General features: G+C 48.2%; 19 protein-coding genes. 18 read left to right on the top strand and 1 reads right to left on the bottom strand.

The genetic code is table 11. The features are described from left to right. The first annotated feature begins 90 nt into the window (after positions 1-90). The 13 genes from QVE09_RS03720 (at position 91) to QVE09_RS03660 (ending at position 16368) form a co-directional block, all read left to right on the top strand. Entirely contained in the window at positions 91-1881 is a 1791-nt protein-coding gene (locus tag QVE09_RS03720; protein WP_315935732.1) for an L-fucose isomerase, read from the top strand. A gap of 125 nt (positions 1882-2006) precedes the next feature. Next, positions 2007-3497 (top strand): rhamnulokinase, encoded by a 1491-nt coding sequence (locus tag QVE09_RS03715; protein ID WP_315935731.1) that lies wholly within the window; start codon positions 2007-2009, stop codon positions 3495-3497. 72 nt (positions 3498-3569) lie between these two features. Further along, positions 3570-4232, top strand: a complete 663-nt coding sequence (locus tag QVE09_RS03710; protein ID WP_315935730.1) for a class II aldolase/adducin family protein — start codon at positions 3570-3572, stop codon at positions 4230-4232. Between the two features lie 272 nt (positions 4233-4504). Beyond that, complete coding sequence (locus tag QVE09_RS03705) at positions 4505-5233, top strand: FCD domain-containing protein (protein ID WP_235193939.1); 729 nt, start codon at positions 4505-4507, stop codon at positions 5231-5233. 40 nt (positions 5234-5273) lie between these two features. Next, entirely contained in the window at positions 5274-7322 is a 2049-nt protein-coding gene (locus QVE09_RS03700) for a hydantoinase/oxoprolinase family protein (protein WP_315935729.1), read from the top strand. Then, entirely contained in the window at positions 7319-9292 is a 1974-nt protein-coding gene (locus tag QVE09_RS03695; RefSeq protein ID WP_315935728.1) for a hydantoinase B/oxoprolinase family protein, read from the top strand. The genes QVE09_RS03700 and QVE09_RS03695 overlap by 4 nt, the downstream gene beginning before the upstream one ends. A 68-nt stretch (positions 9293-9360) precedes the next feature. Further along, positions 9361-10497: an ABC transporter substrate-binding protein gene (locus QVE09_RS03690; protein WP_315935727.1), complete on the top strand. Its 1137-nt coding sequence runs from the start codon at positions 9361-9363 to the stop codon at positions 10495-10497. A 72-nt stretch (positions 10498-10569) separates the two neighbouring features. Next, a complete protein-coding gene (locus tag QVE09_RS03685) occupies positions 10570-11700 on the top strand; it encodes an ABC transporter ATP-binding protein (RefSeq protein ID WP_315935726.1) in 1131 nt (376 codons plus the stop codon). Continuing rightward, complete coding sequence (locus QVE09_RS03680) at positions 11697-12614, top strand: ABC transporter permease (RefSeq protein WP_315935725.1); 918 nt, start codon at positions 11697-11699, stop codon at positions 12612-12614. The genes QVE09_RS03685 and QVE09_RS03680 overlap by 4 nt, the downstream gene beginning before the upstream one ends. Next, positions 12607-13452 (top strand): ABC transporter permease, encoded by an 846-nt coding sequence (locus tag QVE09_RS03675; RefSeq protein ID WP_315935724.1) that lies wholly within the window; start codon positions 12607-12609, stop codon positions 13450-13452. Before QVE09_RS03680 ends, QVE09_RS03675 begins: the two co-directional genes overlap by 8 nt. Then, entirely contained in the window at positions 13445-14662 is a 1218-nt protein-coding gene (locus tag QVE09_RS03670; protein ID WP_315935723.1) for a M24 family metallopeptidase, read from the top strand. Before QVE09_RS03675 ends, QVE09_RS03670 begins: the two co-directional genes overlap by 8 nt. Positions 14663-14744: 82 nt before the next feature. Further along, positions 14745-15932, top strand: coding sequence for an MFS transporter (locus QVE09_RS03665; protein ID WP_315935722.1), 1188 nt, complete (start codon positions 14745-14747; stop codon positions 15930-15932). An 85-nt stretch (positions 15933-16017) separates the two neighbouring features. Then, a complete protein-coding gene (locus QVE09_RS03660; RefSeq protein WP_036613800.1) occupies positions 16018-16368 on the top strand; it encodes a hypothetical protein in 351 nt (116 codons plus the stop codon). Between the two features lie 139 nt (positions 16369-16507). On the opposite strand, the gene QVE09_RS03655 is transcribed toward QVE09_RS03660, so the two are convergent. Continuing rightward, on the bottom strand, positions 16508-17134 hold the full coding sequence (locus tag QVE09_RS03655; protein WP_133385111.1) for an FMN-dependent NADH-azoreductase: 627 nt from the start codon (positions 17132-17134) through the stop codon (positions 16508-16510). A gap of 236 nt (positions 17135-17370) precedes the next feature. Here QVE09_RS03655 and QVE09_RS03650 point away from each other — a divergent pair, with 236 nt between their 5' ends. The 5 genes from QVE09_RS03650 (at position 17371) to deoD (ending at position 22609) form a co-directional block, all read left to right on the top strand. Next, entirely contained in the window at positions 17371-18309 is a 939-nt protein-coding gene (locus QVE09_RS03650) for a DNA-binding transcriptional repressor DeoR (RefSeq protein WP_062836066.1), read from the top strand. A 214-nt stretch (positions 18310-18523) separates the two neighbouring features. After that, positions 18524-19174, top strand: coding sequence for a deoxyribose-phosphate aldolase (gene deoC, locus QVE09_RS03645; RefSeq protein WP_315936088.1), 651 nt, complete (start codon positions 18524-18526; stop codon positions 19172-19174). Positions 19175-19407: 233 nt separating this feature from the next. Next, on the top strand, positions 19408-20598 hold the full coding sequence (locus tag QVE09_RS03640) for a NupC/NupG family nucleoside CNT transporter (protein WP_315935721.1): 1191 nt from the start codon (positions 19408-19410) through the stop codon (positions 20596-20598). Positions 20599-20627: 29 nt separating this feature from the next. Continuing rightward, entirely contained in the window at positions 20628-21806 is a 1179-nt protein-coding gene (gene deoB, locus QVE09_RS03635; protein WP_315935720.1) for a phosphopentomutase, read from the top strand. 95 nt (positions 21807-21901) lie between these two features. After that, a complete protein-coding gene (deoD, locus tag QVE09_RS03630) occupies positions 21902-22609 on the top strand; it encodes a purine-nucleoside phosphorylase (protein ID WP_017688193.1) in 708 nt (235 codons plus the stop codon). Positions 22610-22899: the final 290 nt, after the last annotated feature.

The following is a 22899-nucleotide window of genomic DNA, read 5'->3' as shown; positions in this document are numbered from 1 at the left end:
CTCATTCTAATCAAGTGCATATGGATCAGACAGAAGGTTTCTCAATTCAACCCAAATTCTATGAAACGAATTGAAGGAGGACATTCCAGTATGACACATCAGGATTATCGTTATAAACAGGCTTTCCCCAAGATTGGTATTCGTCCGACGATTGATGGAAGACGCAAAGGGGTTCGGGAGTCACTGGAAGAGCAAACGATGCGGATGGCGACGTCTGTTGCCGAACTGCTTGCAGCCGAACTACGTTATCCTGACGGCTCCGCAGTAGAGTGTGTTGTTGCCGAGACCTGTATTGGCGGAGTGGCCGAAGCGGCCGCAGCATCAGAACTATTCAGCCGTTCCAACGTGGGCGTAACGATCACCGTGACACCATGCTGGTGTTATGGTACGGAAACGATGGATATGTCACCATCCACTCCAACAGCTATCTGGGGTTTTAACGGAACTGAACGTCCGGGTGCTGTATATCTGGCGGCAGTTCTCTCTGCCCATGCACAGAAGGGGATTCCGGCCTTTGGGATCTATGGAGAGGATGTACAGGACGGCGGGGATACAACGATTCCCGATGATGTGCGTGAGAAATTACTCCGGTTCAGCCGTGCGGGGCTTGCAGCCGCTACCTTGAAAGGGCAAGCGTATCTGTCCATTGGATCGGTATCCATGGGGATTGCAGGCTCGATTGTGAACGATTCATTTTTCCAGGAGTATCTGGGCATGCGTAATGAATACGTGGATATGAGCGAACTCACTCGCCGGATCGAAGAAGAAATCTACGATCCTGAGGAGTATAAGCTCGCACTGGCCTGGGTGAAAGAGAATTGTAGCGAAGGTTCGGACAACAACGCTGCCCATCTGCAAACGGATCGCAAACGCAAAGAGTACGAATGGGAAACGGTTGTGAAAATGACCCAAATTGTACGTGACCTCATGGCGGGCAATCCAAAATTGGCAGATCTTGGGTTTACAGAGGAATCGATGGGCCATCACGCGATTGTATCCGGCTTCCAGGGACAACGACAATGGACGGATCATTCTCCCAACGGAGATTTTCTGGAGTCGATATTAAACTCTTCTTTTGACTGGAATGGCAAACGTGCACCTTATCTGGTTGCAACGGAGAATGACAGCCTGAACGGGGTATCGATGTTATTCGGTTCGCTGCTGACGCATACGGCACAGATCTTTGCTGATGTACGTACGTATTGGAGTACGGATTCAGTACAGCGTGTGACGGGGCACCAGTTGGAAGGAAACGCGAAGGATGGCATCCTGCATCTGATTAACTCCGGTTCCGCAGCTTTGGATGGCACTGGGCAACAGTCCAGAGATGGTAAGCCTGTACTCAAGCCATTCTGGGAAATTACAGATGAGGAAGTTCAGAACTGCCTAAAAGCAACATCGTGGAGACCGGCATCCGTAGAATATTTCCGCGGGGGCGGATATTCAGCGGATTTCTTGACCAAAGGTGGCATGCCTGTAACGATGACACGTCTGAATCTGGTCAAAGGACTGGGACCAGTTCTGCAAATCGCTCAGGGTTACACGGTCGATCTGCCTGAAGATGTACATGATACGCTGGATCAGCGGACAGATCCAACCTGGCCATCCACCTGGTTTGCACCTGTTCTAACCGGATCGGGAGCGTTTACTTCCGTATACGAGGTCATGAATCAATGGGGGGCGAACCATGGCTCCATCTCATACGGACATATTGGTGCAGATCTGATTACACTCGCTTCCATGCTTCGCATTCCGGTAAATATGCATAATGTACCTGAAACGGAAATTTTCCGTCCGCGTGCATGGGGGTTGTTCGGCACAAGTGAGCCAGAGAGTGCAGACTACCGTGCTTGCAGTGTGTTTGGCCCGTTGTATCGTTAAAATAAAGTTCCATTCCTGTCAAACGCCATGTTCCCTGTGAATTGAAGGTAACATGGCGTTCTCTTGAAGGCTGTGTTCAGATCTCGAATACGGCTTATCGCGTAGCGTTAAGGAGGCTTGGTAGAATGGGCAATCAAGCAACACACGTGCTTGCTGCCGATTACGGCGCTGGGAGTGGACGTGTAGTCCGGGGTTCTTTTGATGGAAGCATACTCTCGTTAAAAGAAGTGCATCGATTCAACAACGAACCTGTGAAGCTGGGGGACGGATTGTATTGGGATTTCTTGCGACTTTTTCATGAATTAAAACAAGGCATTGTGAGAGGGACGCAAGACATCTCTCCATCGGTCCGTTCTATAGCTGTGGATACGTGGGGAGTGGACTATGGACTGGTGGATGGGGCGGGAAGATTATGCTCGAATCCGCGTCACTATCGGGAAGCACGTAATGCGCAGTGGATGGAAGAAGTTCTGCACCTTGTGAAAGAAGAAGAACTGTATGCCATGTCCGGCGTTTTGCCGCAGCAGATCAATACCGTATTCCAACTGCTAGGCAGTGTACGAGAGCAGGCCGAAGTTTTGCGTCCGGATGTGCGCATGTTATTTATGCCGGATTTATTTCACTATTATCTATCTGGTCAGCAGGCTTGTGAGTATACGATTGCAAGTACCAGTGGGCTGTTGCATGCAGGCGAGGTGCGTTGGAATGAAGGTCTGATCGGGCGTCTTGGTATACCGGAAACATTATTTCCAAGGCTCGTTCAGCCCGGTACCGTGCTGGGCAATTTAACGAATGAGTTGTGCGCGGAGTTACGGACTGGACCGATGCAGGTAGTCTCTGTGGGCTCACATGATACCGCATCTGCCTTGGCAGCAATTCCTGCGATGGATTCAGATTTCGCTTTTATCAGCTGTGGTACCTGGTCTCTGATGGGGGTGGAGCGTGATGCACCTGTATTGGATCATCGAAGTCGCGCATGGGGATTCACCAATGAAGGGACGGTAAGTGGGAAAGTGCGCACCCTGAAAAATCGTTCAGGGTTGTGGCTGCTACAGGAATGCAAACGGCAATGGGAGCGGGAGAATCGACTTTATACACATGAAGAACTCATTCAACTGGCTACCTTGGCAACGCCGCATCAAAGTTACGTATCGCCGGGAGATGGCGTGTATTTGGCGCCAGGGAATATGGCTGAGCGAATACGGCAACAATGCCGTGCCAGCGGACAGATTGCACCCGAAACGACTGGAGCGATTGTGCGCTGCATTCTGGAAAGTCTTGCACTGGAATTCAGACAGACGCTGGATGAACTTCAGTTGATTACAGGTACAAGACCTCGTGTCATTCATATGGTTGGTGGCGGTGTGCACAATCGACTATTGTGCCAGTTTACAGCCAATGCTGCCGGTGTCCCGGTGGTGGCAGGCCCGGCAGAGGCGACTTCAGCCGGGAATTGCATGCTGCAATTCCTTGCACATGGAGAAGTGAGTAGCTTGGCCGAGGTCCGGGAGGTCATGGCTGCTTCCTTTTCCCCTGAGACCTATGAACCTGAGGATACAGAGCTGTGGCAGGAAGCTTATGAAAGCTACCAAAGTCTGAATCGAATCAAAAGGTAATGAACAGATTCAATGCAATGAGCATTGACGCAAAATGCTAGAAAGATACAAGTATGAGGAGTGGTGAGGAACATGTCTGAACAGCAAATAAGAGAAGAGTTGACGAAATATGCCCGCAGAGCAGTTGCCCAGGGGTTAGTGGTAGGACCCGGTGGGAATCTGAGCGCTCGCTCTGGCGGAACGATGTTGTTGTCTCCGAGTGGTTATGCACTTGAAGACCTGGAGCCTGACGAGTGGATCGCTATTGATATCGAGACAGGGGAAACTAGCGCAGGATCAACACGTCCATCTTCCGAAGTATTAATGCATCTGTATAGTTATCGTGTGAATCCTGATATCCAAGCCATTGTGCATACGCATCCGGCATATACGATCGCACTCAGTCTTGTTTTCGATGAATTGCCACACTTGTTCCCTGATCAGTCTGCATTGGTGGGCGATATCGGGTTCGTTCCATATGTTCTTCCAACAACGAAGCAACTTGCCGATGCAGTCTCAGAAAAGGTAGAAGAACATACGGCACTCATTCTCGTCAATCATGGATTGGTCACAACGGGGAAAAACCTCCGTGAAGCCTATTACCGCACCCAGGTGGTGGAAGAAAGCGCGAAGGTATATATGATTGCCAAGGCAGCGGGGGAACCCAAAGTGTTAACTGCTGAAGAATATAAGGAAATTCAATCCCTTGAAAGTGAAGCCTACCGTGTGCAGCTGTTGCAACAACTCAAGTCCTGATTGCTGATTCGTGATTTTAAAAGAATGCTACGTTAAGGGCAGCTTGCATCCGCCAGTTAAACACTGGATTTAAAGGATGTGAAATGCTCTTTTTTAATTTGAATTTTGAAATAAAAAGGCGCAGATTCTAGCTGGAAAAAATAATTCGTACTAATATGATGAGAATTATTGAATTTGCGATGTCTGCAAGGTATACTATCGTTAATCATCAATGAGTAACAACTATGAAGAAGATTAAATAACAATACAGTATCTAAGAGGGGTGAAATTCAGTGGGTCCTGAGCTAAACGAAATGGAGTTGGAATACGAACTGCTGAAGCAGCTTCGAGACGCTAACGCTCCCATCGGGGCCAGTACGTTGGTTCATACTTTGGGCAAAACGTATGGTCTGAGTCAGGCAACCATCGGAAGAAGACTTATGGAGATGGATGTTGAAGGTTTTACAGTTCTGGAAGGTCGCAAGGGAAGAACTTTGACCGAACAGGGTCTGGATCGAATGAAGACGTTGGAAAAAGATTTGCAGCAACAAAGCGTGAACTCACAGTTAATTCAGATGCTGAACCATTCCGGGGAAAAGGCTCTGCTAGATGTTCTCGTTGCCAGAAGGGCACTTGAGCGAGAAATTGCTTCCCTGGCAGCACAGCGTGCCTCGAAAGAATACATAGTACTGTTGCAAGCATCGATTAACAACCAGCATGAATTGCTTTCCAAGAATATTATACCATACGAGGAGGACCGGGAGTTTCACAGATTGCTGGCTTATGCTGCGCAAAACCAAATTCTTCTGCATGCGGTTGAACTGGTATGGGAGACAAGCCGCGATTTTCTGGAAACAGCGTATATTCGCCGGAGAGTAGGAAGTGAATTAGTTGTGGATCATCAGCAGATTCTGGATGCTATTGTAGCGGGCTCTCCGGAGCAGGCTGAAGCGGCAATGGTGAATCATATTAACCAAATGATCGATGATGTCAAACGTTATTTCGCCATGCAAAACCAATAACATTCCCAGAATGAGACCCGGTGATAAAGGAGTTGAGCTTGTGGACACAATCTACCGTCTAGGCATAGATATCGGAGGTACTTTCACGGATGCGCTGGTGATGGACCATCAGGGCAGGGTGATTGCGGCCCTAAAGACGCCATCGATTGCAACAGCTCCGGAACAGGCGATTTTTAACGCACTTGATCAGTTGAAGGCGAGTGGCGTGAATATTCATGAGATTGATCTGTTTGTGCATGGAACAACGCTTGGCGTCAACACGTTGATTGAGCGAAATGGCGCAGTTACGGGTCTGTTGGTGACCAAAGGATTCCGTGACATTCTTGAAATCCGCCGGTTGCGACTTGAGGACACTACCAATCTCTATGGTGACAAGACCGATGCGCTGGTACCGAGACATCGCGTCAAGGAAGTTGATGAACGGGTCATTGCTAGCGGGGGCATACTCCAGCCACTGAATCAGGAACAACTGCTGCAAGCCGTGGATGAGCTGGTGGAGGATGGTGTTTCTGCTTTGGCGATCAGTTTTTTACATGCTTATGTGAATCCTGCTCATGAGCAGCTTGCGGAAGATCTGATCAGGGAGCGTTATCCGCAACTGTTCATCTGCCGAAGCAGCGCCATCTGGCCACAACAGCGTGAGTTCGAGCGAACACTCGCAACGGCCATGAACGCTTATGTAGGTGAACGAATGGGCTCTTACTTCCTGCGTCTGCAAGAAGGGATTCAGGCGTATGGCCTTAAAGCCAACTTGCTGTCGACCATGTCCAACGGTGGAATTATGACGGCTGCCAGAGCGACTAATGAGCCGGTACGTACGCTTCTGTCCGGGCCTGCTTCCGGTGTAATCGCCGCGACCCATATCGCTGAACGAGCTGGTATTCATCAGGTCATCACATTTGACATGGGTGGGACAAGCGTCGATGTTGCTCTCATTGACAAAGAACCGGCCTATTCATCTGAGAATAAGGTTGGAGATTTTCCTGTCATCATTCCTGCTGTTGATGTAACGGCTATAGGAGCAGGTGGTGGTTCAATTGCCTGGCTTGATTCCGTAGGCGTACTCAAGGTTGGACCAGGCAGCGCGGGAGCCAACCCCGGTCCGGCATGTTATCAGCGCGGGGGAGAAGAGCCAACAACCACAGATGCCTATCTACAGCTCGGTATCCTGCATGCTGACCGTTTCCTTGGCGGACAAATGCGTCTGTATCCCGAACTTGCAGAGCGTACTCTTTCCAATCTGGGACAGAAGCTTGATCTGAATGCCGAACAGACTGCGCAAGCCATTCTTGATGTGGCAACCGCCAATATGTATGCCCAGTTTTCTCCCCTCATGGCTCGCAAGGGTGTTGATCCCCGCGATTTTACGTTGCTCGCATATGGTGGAGCCGGCCCGATGCATGCTTTTCTGATGGCACGCGAGGTAGGCATTGGCAGAGTGCTGATCCCGCCATCTCCGGGAACACTGTGTGCCATGGGCTGCACGGTTGCCAATCTTCGCAATGATTTCGTTCATACGTTACACAAAAGTACCCAGACTCTGGAGCCTGGTGAGTTAAGCTCCCTTTTCACTGAATTGGAAAACCAGGGACGTAGCTGGGTCGATGAGGAAGCCCGTGGTGGTGTTAAGCTGGACAATATCTATTGCCTATACAGTGCGGATATGCGCTATGAAGGACAGGCATTTGATTTAGAGGTCACGCTGACATTGGAAGAAATTGAAGATCCCAAGAAGGCAGGGATTAAATTCCATACGTCTTACCAAAACGTGTTTGGCATTAGTCAGCCAGAGGCAGAGGTCATGTTTGTAAGTCTCAGAGCGACCATTGTTGGTGTTTTGCCTACCCATAACACGGTAGATCCGGCAGATTTGCCATTCGAGGAGAGTGCAGCGGAAGAACGGATCATTACCTTTGACCATGTACAGCAGACAGCCAAGGTACTGAAAAGGGGACAGATTCCATCGGTGGATGCTCCCATCCCGGGGCCCATTATTGTGGAGGAATATGATACAACAATCTTTATCCCGCCTGGATATAAGGTATACCGGGATGTACACGGGAACGTGATTGGGGAGGTTGAAGCATGATCGGCGACAAGGTCTTTCTTGAGATTTTCAACAACCGAATTCAAGCTGCCGTGGAAGAAATGGCAAATGTTGTTCTACGCACAGGATTCACCGCTTTTGTCAAAGAAACGGGCGATTTTGGAACCTACCTCTTATCTCCATCCGGGGAAACGTTCGGGTCACCGCTGGAGACGGGTTACAATCTGTCTCTGGGTATCCCTGCTGCTGCGACCATTAACAGCATAGAAGACTGGAAAGAAGGGGATCTCGTCATATGTAATGATCCTTATTCCACTAAAGGCATGGTCACACACCTTCCAGACATTCATCTCATCAAGCCTTATTTTTACGAAGGGCGAATCATCGCTTACGGCATGTGCTTTGTTCATTCATCCGATGTTGGCGGCAAGGTACCGGGGAGCGTATCTCCCAGCGCCTACGATATTCATATGGAAGGCATTCGAATCGCACCGGTCAAGCTGTATGAAGCTGGTGTTCTGAACGAACAGATCCTGCGCATGTTTCTGGACAACAGTCGAATACCGGAGCAAAATCTTGGTGATCTCAAAGCGCTTATGGCTGCATTGAATCGGGGAGAGCAGCGGCTTGAGGAACTCATTGCACGTTATGGCGTGGAAAAAATCCAGCAGGGCATCGAACAATTGCTGGAATATGCCGAGCTGAAGGCACGTGCTATCGTGCAGGATATCCCGGACGGTTCCTATGACTTCTGGGACTATCTGGAGAAAGGACCAGGGGGTTATCCTATCCGGTTGCGTTGCAAAATGACGATCGCAGGCACTGACATTCATCTGGACTTTAGCGGCACCGATCCTCAGGTCAGGGCTTCCTTCAACATTCCTACTCACAACCAACAGGGGCATTACATGCTGGTGCCCGCACTTATTCGTTATTTCCGTACGCTCGATCCAACGATTCCGTGGAATTCGGGCATGATTCGCATGGTGCGAAATTACGCGCCCCCTGCTTCCGTACTCAACCCGGAGCCGATGGCTGCTGTTGGGGCACGTGCTGCGACCTTTATTCGACTGATGGACGTTATCACAGGAGCTCTGGGGAAAGCTCAGGGCAGTATGGTTCCCGCGGCAGGAGCTGGACAAGCCTGCATCGTTATGATGGCGATGACAGATGCATCCGATGGCAAGAAAAAGGTGGGCGTGATTCAACCGATCTGCGGGGGTTCGGGAGCAAGGCCGATGAAAGACGGGATTGACGGTATGGATTTTGCGGTCGGTCATCTTCGGAATATTCCTGCAGAAACAGTGGAAGCCGAGATGCCTGTGTTGATTGAGCATTATGGTCTTCGTGCTGACTCGGCAGGTGCAGGTACCTTCCGCGGTGGAAGCGGGATTGACCTGTGCGTCAGAATTCTAACACCGGATACCGTGATGACGGCCAGAAACATGGAGCGTATGGAGTTCCAGCCTTGGGGCAGACTCGGTGGCGGCGTAGGTTCACATGGAGAAGCGATTCTTAATGCTGGACGTGCAAGTGAGGATCATCTGGGAAGAATTGATGAGTTGCTGCTTCAACCTGGAGAAACAGTTACGTTTCTTTCACAAGGCGGAGGTGGATATGGAGATCCATATGAGCGTGAATCTCGTCTGGTTCTTGAAGATGTAAGAAGTGGGCTGGTATCCCCGGAGAAAGCCCTTGAGTTATACGGTGTTGTGATTGACGGCCTGGAGCTGAATGAGAGCGAAACCGAACAAATGCGAGCCAAGCGACCACGCCAGCAGGAGGAATTCGCCTATGGCAAGGCGCGTGAGCAATTTGAAGCCATATGGAGCGATGAGATGCAGGTAACGCTGAATCAGGCCTTGCTGAATGCTCCGCTTGCACTGAGAGACTACCTGAAGCGTCAGACCATGGGCGTTGTAGAGGAGAAGTATAAGGATTCCCTATCTGTAGATCCACGGGAGATATCCGACATTATGGAAGGGTTACGCCAGCAAATAGGGTTGCATTGATCAAGTGTATGGAAACTATCTAGTTCTGTCTTATCGATAAAACCAACTACATGGATGGGGGAATTTGCATGTTTAAATCCAACAAAAAACGCTTTCTCAGCCTCGCTTCTCTGACACTGGCCGGTACATTGGTGCTTTCCGCCTGCGGTGGAGCAGGTAGCTCGAGTAATACTGCCGGAGAGACCGACTCTTCAGGAGCAAGCGGAGACAAAGTTAAGCTGACGATGTTTATCTGGGCTGGTTCCAATCAGGATGTCGTTCCCAAAGAAGTGGTTGCCGAGTATGTGAAAGAACATCCCAACGTTGAAGTCACCTTTGAGGAATCCTCCAATTCGGTAATGTACCCAAAGATGGTCGCTGGCAAGCAGGCTGATGCCAACAATCCGATTGTTAACTTCGGTTACTTCAATGCAGATGCAACGGCAAAAGGCTTGAATGATGACATGTGGGAGCCACTGGATACCAGCATCGTGACCAATATCAAGGATATTCCGGAGTCCTTCCACAAGCCAGACAATAAAGGTGTGGTCTGGGGCGTTTCAAGCTTCGCCCTGGTGTATAACAAAGACTTGGTGAAAACGCCGCCTACCAGCTGGAACGATCTATGGGACAACGAGGAGTTCAAAGGAAAAACTGCGCTCTGGGACTACATGTTCTATTCCTATATCTCACCGCTTATTGCTACCAAAGGTCAAGAGATTGGCGCAACCTATGAAAATCCCGAGCCAGCCTTCCAGTTCTGGGCAGATCGCAGTGACCAGATTGGCACATTGGTGTCATCCAATGATCAGCTGAAGGCACTGCTGGAGTCAGGTGATGCGCTCATTGCCCCATTCAGTGCACAGGTTGCTCAGACATGGATTGATGGCGGTTCTCCACTTGCCGTAGCGTATCCGAGTGAAGGTGCCATCTCCTTCCCGTACACACTTCAGGTCGTGAAGGGCTCAACACCTGAGCAGACACGTGTTGCAAACGAAATTATTAACGAGTTGTTGAGCGCAGAGGCGCTGTCACAATATGCAGAAGCAACGGGTACACCAGTAACCAGTACGACGGCTGCAGTTCCAGACAAGTACAAGGATGATCCTTCCTTCTCCGTGGAAACGCAAAGTAACGGCATTAGTCCAGACTGGGATGCGCTCGCACAGAACAGCTCTTCCTGGAAGGAACTATGGGACCGACTCGTGAAAACAAAACTTCAATAAAAGGATTGTTGCCACGAACACAACGATTCCGGGTTCTGTTCTGAATCCGGAATGGATCGGAGGGAATCAGAGATGAGCAGCGGACAAGAGACCATATCCATTGAAACAAGGGAAGTCACGAAGACATATGGTGAGCGAGCCGCCGTTGATCAAGTAACACTCCAAGTGAAAAAGGGCGAATTCGTTTCCTTGCTTGGTCCGAGTGGCTGTGGCAAAACCACACTGCTGCGCATGCTTGGTGGACTTGAGCAACCGGATCAGGGCACCATTATGCTGGGAGGCCGGGATGTTACCGGCATTCCGGCCTATGGACGCAATAGCAATATGATTTTTCAGCAGCTTGCGCTGTTCCCTCATATGGACGTATTCAACAACATTGCCTATGGGCTAAAGGTGAAGAAGTTACCAAAAGCCGATATCAAACGGCAGGTAGGTGAAATGCTTGATCTGGTCCAGCTCGGAGACTATGGCAGGCGTGCGGTATCCGAGCTGTCGGGGGGGCAGGCTCAACGCGTCGCCATTGCTCGCGCACTGATCAACAGACCCGAAGTGCTGCTGCTTGACGAACCTCTCTCTGCATTGGACATGCAGCTGCGCCTTGATATGCAGCGTGAACTGAAACGCATCCAGCGCGAGTTCGGCGGAACGTTTATCTTTGTAACGCATGATCAGAGCGAAGCCATGAACATGTCTGACCGAATTGGCGTCATGCGCGCCGGACAGCTGCTGCAATATGCAACCCCTGATGAAATCTATGAAAGACCGGCAGATAGCTTCGTAGCCAAGTTCATTGGAGATACCAATCTCTTTGAGACGGAAGTGTTAGGACATGATGTGAATGGAACTCGGGTAGAATGCTTCGGCAAGCCATTACTAGTGAAAGTCAGTGATGGCAATGCCGTACCGAAAGCGGGAGCACGACATTCCTTATCAATCCGCAATGAGTATATTCGACTCGGAGAAGATGCAAATTATTGCCTAAACAAGTTGGATGGCCAAGTGATTGAAGCGGTATATGGCGGAGCAAATATTCGATACAGCGTGCAGATTGCTGAAGGTTTTCTGGTCCAGGCCAGTGTGCTGCATCAGCGGGGAGCCTCACGTTATAGTCCAGGTGAGCCGATACAAATTGGCTTTGATCCAGAGGACGCGCTCTTGTTATCTGAACCCATGCAAGACCATGTACAGGAGGCAGGAATATGAACCGGATCGCGGATCGAATCGTGAATCTGTATTCCTTTGGAAACCGCACATGGGTAACCCGGTTGCTGCTTCTGTTGCCTGCACTAGCTCTGATGGGCATTGTGTATCTGGGCGGGTTGCTGATCTTTGGCAGATATAGCTTTGATATGTATGAGAATGGAAAGCTTATTCGTGGCTGGGATTGGGGGGCCTATCGTGCTTTTTTATCTGATCCTTACTATTGGAAACTGATTGGCACGACGTTTCGCATTGCCTTCAAGGTTACGCTATGGAGTCTTTTGCTTGCATATCCGCTGGCCTACTGCATAGCGGGTCTAAAAAAGCCTGGCATGAAGCAATTGTTGCTGCTGCTCACGTTTCTTCCGCTACTGGTCAGTGCGGTTGTACGTTCTTACGGATGGCAACTTTTACTGTCCAAACAGGGCTTCATGAACTGGTTGTTCATCCGGCTGGGGCTTACCGAGGAAGGCTTCAGCATGATATACAACGAGACAGGTGTTGTCGTGGCCCTTGTCCATATTTTCCTGCCATTTATGGTCTTTCCAATCCTGAATGTATTGTCCCAAAGTGATGCTTCCTTAAAGGCAGCTGCTCAGGATCTGGGCGCGGGCAGCTGGCGAACGTTCCTGACCATTACCTTGCCTTTATCGGCAAGAGGCATTGCAAGCGGGGTACAGATTGTGTTCACGTTATGTCTCACCGCATTCACCACACCTCAACTGATCGGTGGGGGAAGAGTCATGACACTCCCGGTATTTATATACCAGCGTACCTTAGACACGAACTGGCCGATGGCTGCGGTTGCCAGTCTGTTCTTGCTTGTGTCTTCCATCGTTGTCTCGTTGCTTGTGAATAAAGGAGCAGAAATGCTGATGTTCCGTCGTTCCCGTAAGGGAGGTCAGGCATATGGTTAAGTCGAACAGGAGCACCAAACTGTTACTCTATATCTTTGTGGGCGCCGTAGCGATTTATTTGCTATTGCCACTGCTCATGATTATGTTGACATCTGTAGGCTCAGGTTCAGCCAGCAAATTTCCGCCCGAAGGTCTAACCTTGAAATGGTATGCCAATCTGAGTGAACAGACGCAGTTTCTCGATGCATTCAAGAACAGTCTCATTGCTTCCACAGGAGCGGTTCTGCTGGCTTTGATTACGGGTACACTTGCTGCGTTAGCGATTGTTCAGTATCCTTTCCCGGGTTCTGGCATCTTAAGGGCATTTTTTGTATCTCCTATGGTGATGCCGAAAATAACGCTGGGTATCGCATATCTGATTTTATTCTCGAAAATGCATATTGCAGGCGGACTGTTTGCACTTATTTTGGGTGAAGCGGTCATTGTGCTGCCATTCGTGCTCACTCTTGTAGGCAGTGCGTTAGCCAATCTGCACCCGGCTCATCGGGAAGCTGCCGCGGACCTTGGCGCAGGGCCGATGCGTATTTTTTTCACAATTACGCTGCCACAACTCCGACTATCTCTGCTTCTGTCAGGGTCAATCGCTTTTGTCTTCACTTTCGATCAGGTAGAGGCTGCACTGCTGCTGCTTCGTCAGGATAGCTACACGTTGCCAATACAGCTATTCCTGTATATGGAGAAATGGCAGGACCCAACGATTGCCGTGGTGTCTGTTGTTCTGATCGCTTTTGCGCTGGCACTGTTTATGACAATTAAACTAGTGCTGCGCTCTGTACCAGGACTTGAAAGTTTGTTTGGTCGCGGGAAAACAAAAGGAGGTCTGGATCAAAATGAATAATTCACAGCATCTATCCCATAGCTCAGGTCTGAATCGGGATCGGGCGGAAGAAGTGATGAAAGCACAGGGGCTAAGCGCCCTGATTGCAACGACCCCGGAGAACATTCACTATGTCATCGGGTCCCAGCTGCGTGCAAGCAACTGGACCATGCAGATTTATGCGGTTCTACCTGCCGACAGATCTGCTAAGCCATGCATCATCATTCCGACGAATCGGTTGGGTGTTGTGGCTCAGTTTGGTATCACGGGTGTGGACATATTTGCCTACAGTGATTTCTTCGTAGAAGGTTCGATCGAAGGCAAACCTTCCACTGACGACATTGATCTGTTCTATTCTCTCCTGCAAACGACGATTATTCATCCAGGTCCGGCAGAAGCCCTCAAGGCAGCGTTACAACAGCTTGAGATCAAAGATCAGCCGATTGGAATCGATGAGATGCGGATCGCTCCCGATATTCTGACGAGAATCAAGGAGGATGTTCCTGACAGAGCGGTAATTCCCGCATATAAGCTGTTCCGACAAATCCGTCTGGTCAAGACACCTTTTGAAATCGAGCAACTGCGTCAGGCTGCCCAATTAAATGAACGGATTGAGCAGGAACTAATTGACCTGATTGCCGCAGGTGTTCATGAGAAGCAACTTGCCGATCATTATCGTCTGGCTGTGATGCGAGCAGGTGGAACTCCGGCAATGACAGCGGTAGGGGCAGGGCCACGCAGTGCGTTGCCACTCATCGAAAATTATTTTCATACGATTGAGACCGGAGATCAGGTTCGTTTCGACCTTTGCTTACAGCTGGAAGGATACTGGGGAGATACAGGCCGCACGGTTGTTGCAGGTGAGCCTACCGCCTGGATGAAAAAACATTTTGATGCAGTCAAAAGTGGATGGGAGACGGCACTTGAAAACGTGCGCCCTGGCGTCAAGGCGTCGGAAGTATTCCATGCAGCTGTGTCTCGCGTACAGCGTGAGGGGATTCCGCATTACCGACGTCAGCATGTCGGACATGCCATCGGGTTGGAACTGTACGACGATATAACCCTCTCCCCGGGTGACCAGCGCATACTGGAGCCCGGTATGGTTTTATGTGTTGAGGTACCATATTACGAGCTCGGTGCTGGTGGATTCCAAATCGAGGATACAATTGTTGTAACGCCAGATGGTTATGAGTTTCTGACTCATATGGAGCGGAAACTGTTCACTAAATAACGATAAATGGAAGGCTTCACTGACCGGCGATCAGGCCACAGTCGATCCAAGAAGCTTTCTTACCAAGAAAGTTGGAACATCTATGATTCATCAGGGAACTAAGACGTTTCGTAACATTAGCCTTGCACTGTTCGCCGGAGGTTTTGTCACTTTTGCTTTGCTCTACAGCCTCCAACCCCTGATGCCTGAGATTAGTGATGCATTCTCCGTTACGCCGGCACACGCCAGTCTTACGTTATCAGTAACAACGATCGCCATGGCACTAACGATGCTGTTCATTGGGTCCTTGTCTGATTCTGTGGGCAGACGTTTTATTATGACAGCGGCACTGGTGATATCTTCTGTTATTGCTTTGCTGAGCGCATTCAGCGCGGGATATACGGATCTTCTTCTGCTTCGTATTCTCCAAGGTGTGGCACTCGCGGGGTTGCCAGCGATAGCCATGACATATCTGTCAGAAGAAATTGAACCTAGAAGTCTTGGTTATGCCATGGGACTATATATCAGCGGCAATTCGATTGGAGGCATGGCCGGTCGTTTTATCAGCGGTGTGGTGACAGATTGGTTCAGTTGGCGCGCCGCTGTGGGTTTCATTGGTATTCTTGGACTGTGTGCAGCCGTTATTTTTTGGCTTGTCATCCCACCATCCCGTCATTTTGTCAAAGCTGCAACCGGACTCAAAAATCCAATACCTCTTTTGTGGTCACAATGTCGCAATCCAAGGCTGTTATGCCTGTATGGACTCGGTTTTCTCCTGATGGGCGGATTCGTGACTCTGTTCAACTATATTGGTTTTGAATTAACGGGTGAACCCTATCATCTGAGCCAGTCTATCGTTGGAAGTCTGTTTGTGGTGTATCTGATGGGCACAGTCAGCAGTACCTGGATGGGTAGGCTGGCAGATCGGTACGGCAGATCACATGTGCTTGGAATCGCGTTGGGCATTATTTTGGCTGGTGCAGTCTGTACCGTTCATCCAGCGCTTGGGATCAAAATTATCGGACTCGCCCTGTTTGCCTTTGGTTTCTTTGGGGGCCATTCGATTGCCAGCAGCTGGGTTGGACTCGTGGCCAATCAGCACAAATCCCAGGCCAATGCGTTGTATTTATTTTTCTACTATCTTGGTTCAAGCGTAAGTGGAACAGGAGGTGGACTTCTTTACAGCCATCTGGGATGGATAGGCATTGTGGGGATGATCGGTGTGTATGTTTTGATCGGTTTTGTCTTGTGTAATTTGCTTGTTCACAGGTTGAAGGGACAGGTTACATAAATCAACTTTTTCCGACAGCTATTGCATATCCTGAAATACCGAGTATAATACTTGGTAAACAGACAAAAAGGGGATGCAATAAACGATGAAAACACATGCTGAATTGAACTCACTTCTTGTTGACGATTATCTGGATCTCCTGAACATTGCGAAACAGCTAGGTGATGACGAATGGAAAGATGCTATTCTGCAAGCATTGAAGGAAGAAGTCGATGCGAATCATCATCTGGATTCCAAAGAGGTAAGACAGGATTTATGGATTCAATTTGAAGGCATTAATGAACAAATGCATGATCTGTTAATGCAACTGAAACATGCCGACAGTCCTGAGGAGAAAGAGCAGATTATTGAAATGATCTGGGGATTAAAAGTAGACCGTCATGCGATCACACGTAAACTTGAAACCATGAGCCGTGCCAGCGCTGGACATCAATAAGCTCTAGGTTGATTATACATTGAAAACCCGCGTGTTTCCTGGGATTATCCCTAGGTCGCACGCGGGTTTTGTTTATGTTTTGATTGTTTTACTATACTGTAAATGAGTGTTCAAAAGCGGACTTTTTGAACTACCTCTCTTAAAACTGTTTTGCGAAAGTGCGCGCTTGCTCGATAGCTTGTTGCTTGATCTCATCCGCACGATCTTTGTATTGATTGTGCCCCTCAACAAAAATGCCATCAAGCTTCGGCACACCAAGGAAAGACATGATAATGCTCAGGTAACGATGACCGGATTCCATCTGAGCCGCTGGGCCTTCGGAATAAATGCCTCCGCGAGCCTGAATATGCAGCGCTTTTTTGTCAGACAGCAGTCCAACAGGACCTTGTTCTGTATAACGAAATGTTTTTCCAGCTACACAGATCGAGTCCACATAAGCCTTCAGAATGGGAGGGAATGAGAAGTTCCACATCGGTGTTACAAAAACATATTTATCTGCTGCGGCAAATTGATCCGACAGTTCATTCAAACGACTTACTTTTGCCTGCTCTTCGGAAGTCAGATCACTCCCTGATTGCAGTTTGCCCCAACCACTGAAGACATCCGCATCGATATGCGGAATATCCGAGCGATACAGATCGAGGTGAACAACCTCATCAGAAGGGTGACTTTCACGATAAGCATCGATAAATGCTTTGCCCGTAGCCATGCTAAAGGAGGTTTCATGATCATGAGGATGGGCAGTAATATACAATAAGGTAGACATGTCGTTCTTCCTCTCTGTGCGATTAATGGGGTGAAGCAATCTTGGCAATGATGAAGCGACCGCAGTAGTATGCATCGTTTCCCCCGTTTTATACGTCAGAAAGGGATATGAATGGATTGATCATGATATTGAATTGGATGTTATATAGTGACCAGATACTCAATCCATGTATAATATACAGGACGAGCATTTATTTTCCAAAGACAATAGGATGAGTGAGATGAGCGCACATGGGAATGGACCTGGAGAAGCAACGATTAAGCATTGAAGCAGCGAAATTGTATTATCAGTCGGATTACAGCCAGCAGGATATTGCCGCAAGGTTGGGCGTATCACGTCCAACAGTATCAAGGTTACTTCAGTACGCCAAAGATCGTGGATATGTCCGAATTGAAATTATGGATCCGCTGGAGGATATCGATATCATTGCCGGAGAACTCAAGTCGAAATATGATCTGGATACGGCACTTGTGTGTTTTGCCCCGTTGAAGAGTGATGAGGAAATACAGAAGCATATCAGCAAACGAGCAGCAGACTACCTTCAGGAGACGGTTCAGGATGCAGATATTATCGGGGTGACTTGGGGAACAACCATGCATGCCGTAGCACGCCAGCTTCGTCCCAAGCAGGTCAAAGGTGTCGAAGTCGTGCAATTGAAGGGGGGCGTAAGCCACTCCCATGTCAATACGTATGCCGCTGAGATTGTACATTTGTTCGCTGAAGCCTTCCACACGGTACCAAGGTATCTGCCATTGCCCGTTATTTTCGACAACATTGAAGTGAAGAACATGGTGGAAGCGGATCGACATATCGGCAGAATCGTGGAACTTGGCAGACAGGCCAACATTGCTTTGTTTACCGTGGGTACTGTGAAGGAAGATGCATTATTGTTCAGGTTGGGCTACTTCAATGAAGAAGAGCAACAACTACTGATGAACTCCGGTGCAGGTGACATTTGTTCACGCTTTTTTGATGCGGAAGGTCAGTTGATCAGTGAAGAGATTAACAGCAGAACCGTTGGAATTGATCTAGCCGAATTAAGAAATAAGGAAAAATCAATCCTTGTCGCCGGGGGACAACGCAAAATTGAAGCCATTCACGCCGCGCTTAAAGGTCATTATGCCAATATTCTGGTTACGGATCAGTACACAGCACAGGCATTACTGCGATTCTAATTTCAAATGGATATGGATGACAACATCTGCCACGCAAAAAGGGCGGATGTTTTGCTTTGTTAGGCAGAAAATAGGATGAAGCAAGAACGCTAAGTTGAACTGTGAACAAAAGTTCAAGTTGATTTTTACATATGTTCATGTTAGTGTAAGTGTATAGAAAATAACTAGTTCAGATAAGGGAGAGATTCAATTGACTACACCACAATTAGCTAAAATGATCGACCATACGTTGCTTCGTGCGGACGCAACGCAAAGTGAGATGGCCAAGTTAACCGAAGAAGCGAAGCAATACCAGTTTGCTTCCGTATGTGTTAACCCAGGTTGGGTTGCTTATGCTGCTGAGCAGTTGCAGGGTTCTGGCGTAGATATCTGCACCGTTATTGGTTTCCCTCTGGGGGCATCTACATCGGAGACAAAAGCTTTCGAAACGAAAGATGCGATTGCTAAAGGTGCAACTGAAGTCGATATGGTCATCAACATCAGTGCTTTAAAAGATGGCAAAGATGATTTCGTTGAACAAGATATTCGTGCTGTTGTTGAAGCGGCTGCGGGTAAAGCTTTGGTGAAAGTTATTATTGAAACTTGTCTGTTGACGGATGAAGAGAAAGTACGTGCTTGTCAGGCAGCTGTGCGAGCTGGAACTGATTTTGTAAAAACTTCCACAGGTTTCTCCACAGGTGGAGCAACGCCAGAAGATATCGCTTTGATGCGTCGTACTGTAGGTCCTGATGTTGGCGTTAAAGCTTCCGGTGGCGTACGTAGCTTGGAAGATATGCAGAAAATGATCGAAGCGGGTGCAACACGTATCGGTGCAAGTTCTGGCGTGAAGATTATGCAGGGTGGTCAGTCTACATCTTCTTATTAAGCAAAAGATCTTATCAAGAAAAAGCTTAATAAATAAATAAAAGTAATGTTATATTCTCTGTACTTGGGCGTTCGACTCAGGTACAGGGAATACAACTTACACTTATATTTTAATTAACGGAACTTATTGTAAGCGCTTCATAAGTTTTCTGAAAGATTACTGATAAGAATGCTTAAGAGCCCTTTGAGCTGAATTTCCACATCCGGCTTAACTACCTTCAAAGGAGAGATCAAATGAAATTTCTAATTGCCCTTCTTGGTTTACTCGTTGTTTTTGGACTGGCTTATATCGCAAGCAACGGTAAAAAGAAGATTCGCTACCGGCCGCTGGTCGTAATGGTTGTTTTACAGGTGATCCTGGCGTATGCCTTGCTGAATACAGGAGTCGGGACATGGTTGATTGGCGGCTTCGCGTCCGTATTTAAAAGTTTGCTTGATTATGCAAATGAAGGGATTGCGTTTGTATTTGGTGATTTGACCACCGTAGGTGCAGATACCGTAGGGACACCGTTCTTCCTAAGCGTATTGATGCCGATTGTTGTCATCTCTGCCCTCATTGGGATATTGCAGTATATCCGAATCTTACCTTTTGTTATAAAATATATTGGTCTGGTATTAAGCAAAATCAACGGAATGGGCAAACTGGAATCATATAACGCGGTTGCTTCGGCTGTATTGGGGCAATCTGAAGTGTTCATTTCTGTGAAAAAACAAATTGGGTTGTTGCCAAAACATCGGCTGTACACTCTGTGTGCTTCGGCGATGTCCACGGTATCGATGTCGATTGTCGGTGCCTATATGTCCATGATTGATCCGAAATATGTGGTTACGGCACTTGTGCTCAACCTGTTTGGCGGTTTTATCATTGCTTCTATTGTGAATCCTTATGAGGTTACAGAGGAAGAAGATATATTGGAAGTACAGGAAGAAGAGAAACAGTCCTTCTTCGAAATGCTCGGCGAGTACATTCTGGATGGATTCAAAGTTGCCATCATCGTAGCTGCGATGTTAATCGGTTTTGTTGCCTTGATTGCACTTGTTAACGGAATTTTCAGCGCGGTGCTTGGCATTTCGTTCCAGGAGCTGCTTGGTTATGTGTTTGCACCATTAGCCTTTATTATGGGTGTTCCTTGGAAAGAAGCGATTCAGGCGGGAAGTATTATGGCAACCAAAATGGTATCCAACGAATTCGTTGCCATGCTTGCTCTAGCGAAGGAGACCTTATTGTCTGCCAGAACAACAGGGATCGTATCCGTCTTCCTCGTATCGTTCGCGAACTTCTCCTCCATCGGTATCATTGCCGGTGCGGTGAAAGGACTTCATGAGAAACAAGGTAATGTGGTAGCCCGCTTCGGTCTGAAACTGCTTTACGGTGCATCGCTTGTCAGTGTATTGTCAGCGATCATCGCCGGACTGTTCTTGTAAACCGGATTATTGGAAGGAGTGCTTAGGTTATGTCAACATTCAAAAGAGTACATCTGATCGTTATGGATTCTGTAGGAATCGGCGAAGCGCCGGATGCAGCAGAATTTGATGATTTTGATGTAGATACTTTCGGTCACATCGCACGTGAACGCGGAGGTCTGAAAATGCCTCACATGGCCAGTCTCGGACTGTCCAACATCAAAGAAATCGAGGGTGTCCCTTTAGCGGATGCACCTAAAGCGTATTACACCAAGATGCAGGAAGCATCCAGAGGCAAAGACACAATGACAGGTCACTGGGAGCTGATGGGTCTTTACATTGATACACCTTTCCGTGTGTTCGAGAATGGTTTTCCTGATGAGTTGATTCAGCGCATTGAAGAGAAAACGGGCCGCAAAGTAATTGGTAACAAACCGGCCAGCGGCACGGAAATTCTGGATGAGCTGGGTGCAGAGCATGTTGAAACTGGCGCGCTCATCGTGTACACATCCGCGGATTCGGTTCTGCAAATTGCAGCACATGAGGACGTTGTTCCACTGAAAGAACTGTATGAGATCTGTGAGTTCTGCCGTGAAATTACACTTGAAGATCCGTACATGCTCGGCCGCATTATTGCACGTCCATTTGTAGGGGAAGCGGGTAACTGGAAACGTACTGCAAATCGTCATGACTATGCGCTCAAACCTTTTGGTCGTACTGTTATGAATGAACTGCAAGATGGTGGATTTGATGTGATTGCTTTGGGTAAAATCGCAGATATCTATGATGGCGAAGGTGTGACCAAGGCTGTTCGTACCGTTTCTAACATGGATGGCATGGACAAGTTGTCTGAAACGATGGATGAAGAGTTCACTGGACTCAGCTTCCTTAACCTGGTTGATTTTGATGCCCTGTACGGTCACCGTCGTGATCCGCAAGGTTATGCTCAGGCGCTTGAAGACTATGATGCACGGCTGCCAGAGATTTTTGCCAAAATGACCAATGATGATCTGCTGCTGATCACAGCTGACCATGGTAACGATCCAACATACCGTGGTACAGACCATACACGTGAATATGTACCACTCCTTGCTTACTCTCCGCGCTTCAGCGAGGGCAAAAAGCTTGATCTGCGCAGCACATTTGCTGACCTTGGCGCAACCGTCGCCGAGAACTTTGGAGTGAAAATGCCGGAATACGGCACCAGCTTCCTGAAAGATTTGAAATAAGTTTTCAAAACTGGATAGGGGAGGTCGGAGTAGCTTGCCTGCTCCGGTCCTGCCATCATAATAGACTAATTTGTATAACTGGAGGAGATTCATTCATGAGTACACATATTGGAGCAAAACCCGGGGATATCGCAGAAACGATCCTATTGCCAGGAGACCCTTTGCGCGCGAAATATATTGCAGATACGTACCTCGAAGATGTTGTATGTTACAACGAAGTTCGTGGAATGCTCGGTTACACAGGTACATATCAAGGACACCGGATTTCGGTGCAAGGTTCAGGGATGGGTATTCCGTCCTTCGCAATCTATGCTAACGAATTGATCAGCGAATATGGCGTGAAAAACCTGATTCGTGTGGGTACTTGTGGCGGTATGCAGGAGCATGTACGTGTACGTGACGTTATCCTTGCACAAGCAGCATGTACAGATTCCAGCATGAACAAACACGTATTTGGTGGTTATGACTTCTCACCAATCGCTACGTTCTCCCTGCTGAAAGAAGCATATGACCGTGCAACAGCTAAAGGCATGAAGATTCACGTCGGTAACGTATTCAGCTCCGATTCTTTCTACCGCGATGACCGTTCCGTAACAGAGAAATTGATGAAACACGGCGTACTTGGCGTAGAGATGGAAACAACAGCACTGTACACTATCGCTGCCAAGTTTGGTGTTAACGCACTGACCATCCTGACGGTAAGTGACCACTTGCTGACAGGCGAAGAAACATCTGCCGAAGAGCGCCAAAAAACGTTCAATGACATGATGGTAGTTGCTCTGGACACAGCAATCACACTGTAATTGTTGCATTTTATATTCATAATCATTTGATTTTAGTCGAAATTTTGTTTTAGCACGAAGTGAAGGAACCGGAACCGATACTGAAGAAGCAAAGCGATCACAGGAACGATCCGGAGCCGGAACGGTTGCTGCACAAAGTGTTTTGTAGGATGACAACAAGATGTTGTTGCATATTATATTCATAATCATTTGATGTGGATCGAAACTTTTGTTTTAAGCACGGAGTGAAGGAACCGGAATCGATTCTGAAGAAGCGTTAGCGTTCGCCTTTGTCTCCGAGTTTTCCCCAT

The sequence above is a fragment of the Paenibacillus sp. ClWae2A genome, assembly GCF_032452295.1.
Classification (GTDB): Bacteria; Bacillota; Bacilli; order Paenibacillales; family Paenibacillaceae; genus Paenibacillus.
Note: the sequence above shows the minus strand (reverse complement) of the source record. Positions and strands in the feature narration are given on the sequence as shown.